Source organism: Spirochaetota bacterium (assembly GCA_026414805.1).
Taxonomy (GTDB): domain Bacteria; phylum Spirochaetota; class UBA4802; order UBA4802; family UB4802; genus UBA4802.
In genome coordinates, this window is the sequence record JAOAIH010000131.1 from 1 (window position 1) to 2,718 (window position 2,718).

General features: G+C 30.2%; 2 protein-coding genes. One reads left to right on the forward strand and one right to left on the reverse strand.

Annotated features, from left to right (window positions below):
• Positions 1-83: 83 nt before the first annotated feature.
• The gene (locus N3F66_14875; protein ID MCX8125430.1) at positions 84-1,952 is read right to left on the reverse strand and encodes a C45 family autoproteolytic acyltransferase/hydrolase; all 1,869 of its coding nucleotides are present in this window, start codon (positions 1,950-1,952) and stop codon (positions 84-86) included.
• A gap of 179 nt (positions 1,953-2,131) precedes the next feature.
• On the opposite strand from N3F66_14875, the gene N3F66_14880 reads away from it, so the two are divergent.
• On the forward strand, positions 2,132-2,718 hold a 587-nt coding region (locus tag N3F66_14880), incomplete at its 3' end, for a hypothetical protein (GenBank protein ID MCX8125431.1).

Below are 2,718 nucleotides of genomic sequence, written 5' to 3' on the forward strand. Positions count from 1 at the left end.
AATGTTACAGTAGAATCATCATCACATTACACTGCATGGATGTACATTAACAATGCAGGAATGCGCCAGCGATATCTGAAATTTTATTCCAAGCCTGATTCACAATGAAATGAAATTGGTATTTCAGATAATTGTTTTTCATTGAAAGGATTTTCTATATATCGTTTTGCATATCCAACGATTATGGCATTTATTCCAGTTTTAACATCATTCCCATATTTTTTATATAATTTGATGACATTGGAATAACATTCAATCGCTTTATTTCGCTCATACATTAAATCAAAACTTTGCCCTGCCAATAAAAATGTATATGCTTGTTCATTATTACTTTGTTTAAAATTGATACACTTTGTAATTATCTCGGATGCCTTTTTATATTTTTTATCATGTATTAGAACAGATGCCAACACTCTATAGTAAATTGATTCGGAAGGGTCATGTTCAATTGCTTTGTATAAATGATTAATAATTACAGAAATATTACCTGGATTTTCTTCAAATCCACAATAAGCTTTCATAAAATAAAATAATCCTCTTTTTTTATATTCTTGTTTCCATGAGTAAGGTCGTAGCATACCTATATTTTTACATCGATCATCAAAAAAAGATACAATATCATAACCTATATATTCACCATCACATGCAGGTTCAGTGTTTGAAGCTATCCATATCAATCCATCATTAGGTACTATTATTGCTGATGTAACATTATTAGCAGCACCAATTGTAATACCAGTTGCACGTTCAGAACCAGTTACCCAATCAATTCTATCACCCATAAATTGTGCTACTTTTGCAGGTGTTATATTCCCAAAGTTCGACTGTACAAGATGTTCTAATCGATTATACCTCCCCACTAAATCACGAGTAATCATATTATATTTTGTTAACAAATCATATTTTTTTAACTCATCAGTGAGGGCAAAATTTGTTAGAATTAATTTATTGCCATGCATTCTATGAATTCCCACTGTCCTATTATTAGCTTCAATAATTACTGCCTGTTTATTTTTACTATCAGCAATTAAATAACCAAAAGAACCAGCACATGGTTTGCTCTTGATGATTGATAACACATCATCAATTGTTGTAGCTTTTCTCATAATTTCATGTTGTAGCACTGTAAATGACATGCCCTTATAACTTGTATGTTCAAAACCCATAAAATGACCACCGATAAAAATTCCTTTTTCATTAATTGCTGTATTACATTTAATTAAACCAGCAGTTGACACATTAACATACCGAATACCTTTTTCAGGTTTATAAATAAAAATTGTCTGATATGGTATCCATTTGCCTTGACCTGCATAATCAGTATTTCTCCCGATGATGAACATTCCATTTTGTGTTGCATTTCCAAAAACTGCTATACTGGTGCATTCACCAGATATTTTCAATGTTTTGACTTTAGACATTACTAATTTAGGTAGCATAATCATTGTAAATTCAGATTTAAAGGTTGCCCTAAATAAAACTTTATAATCTATTCCACTGCCGTCAGCTATCCCTTTTAATTCTTGTAGGTACTCAACTGGAGTATTTTTTTCTAAAGGTCCAAATATTAAAAAATCTAATATTAACTGTATAATATCTTGCACAAATTCAGATTTATTTTTATAATCAAGCATATGTTTAACAGGATAACCGAATACAGGTACAACACCATTATGTATTTCCTCTTTTAATAATACACCATGTTGAAAACCCATTTCATATGGGGATCCTGAAATACAAACAATGTAACTGCCATTATTATATTCCTTCCACGCTTTGCCAAAATAGTATCTATTTCCTTTCAAAATAATTTTTTTTTTATTTAATTCACTAAATTTTTCTTTGGACGGCTTATATTCATTCCCCGAACTAATCGTTTTAACTTTAACTATTAAAACAACACTGAGTATTAAAAGAACTGCTAATAATGAAATAATTATCATTCTTTTCATAGCGAACCTCTTATTAAATTTACAATCGTAAATGAAATACTTTATTACATAATATTTTGTTAAAAAATTATCGTTAAAATCAAGGTATAATAGTATCTTTCAAATATCAATTTTTTTATTGTAAATATTAGATAACTGAATATCACTATTTAGTATATCAATTGTGGAGGGTTTCTAATATGGAAAGGATTTTTATCAAATTTATTTGTGCCGTTATGATAGTACCTTTATTGATTTCAAGTTGCACTAAACCAACAATCCAGGACAAAGACATTCTTGGGGATTGGGAGGCAATTAAAGGTGATTATCAGGAAGTAAATTTTTCAATTGAAGACGGTGAACACAGGTTTTCAGCATTTTTAGGAGGCAGGCTTTTTACCGATGGCACGTGGTCAATTAAAGGCAAAGACCTCATACTTAATCTGAGTACCGGTGAAACCGTAATATTTAAAGATGCAAAAATAAAAAATGGCATCTTATCATTTGATGGTGGTAAACAACAGTATCAAAGATTAAGAACAAATGAACAGAAAATTGACGAACTTATAACCTCATTAGGTACAATACAAGGAATAACTTTTTCAAAACCAGTTGATACCAAGTTTACCTGGAATTTCGAAGGCATTGGGGAAAAGAAGCTAAAAGGTAAAATGATAAAAGCAACAATACCATTAACAATAGATGATTACACCGATCTTGCCAATGCAACTAATAAAGTTTATGAGCTTTTATCAAAAAACGGATATGAATCGTCAGCGCATAACAC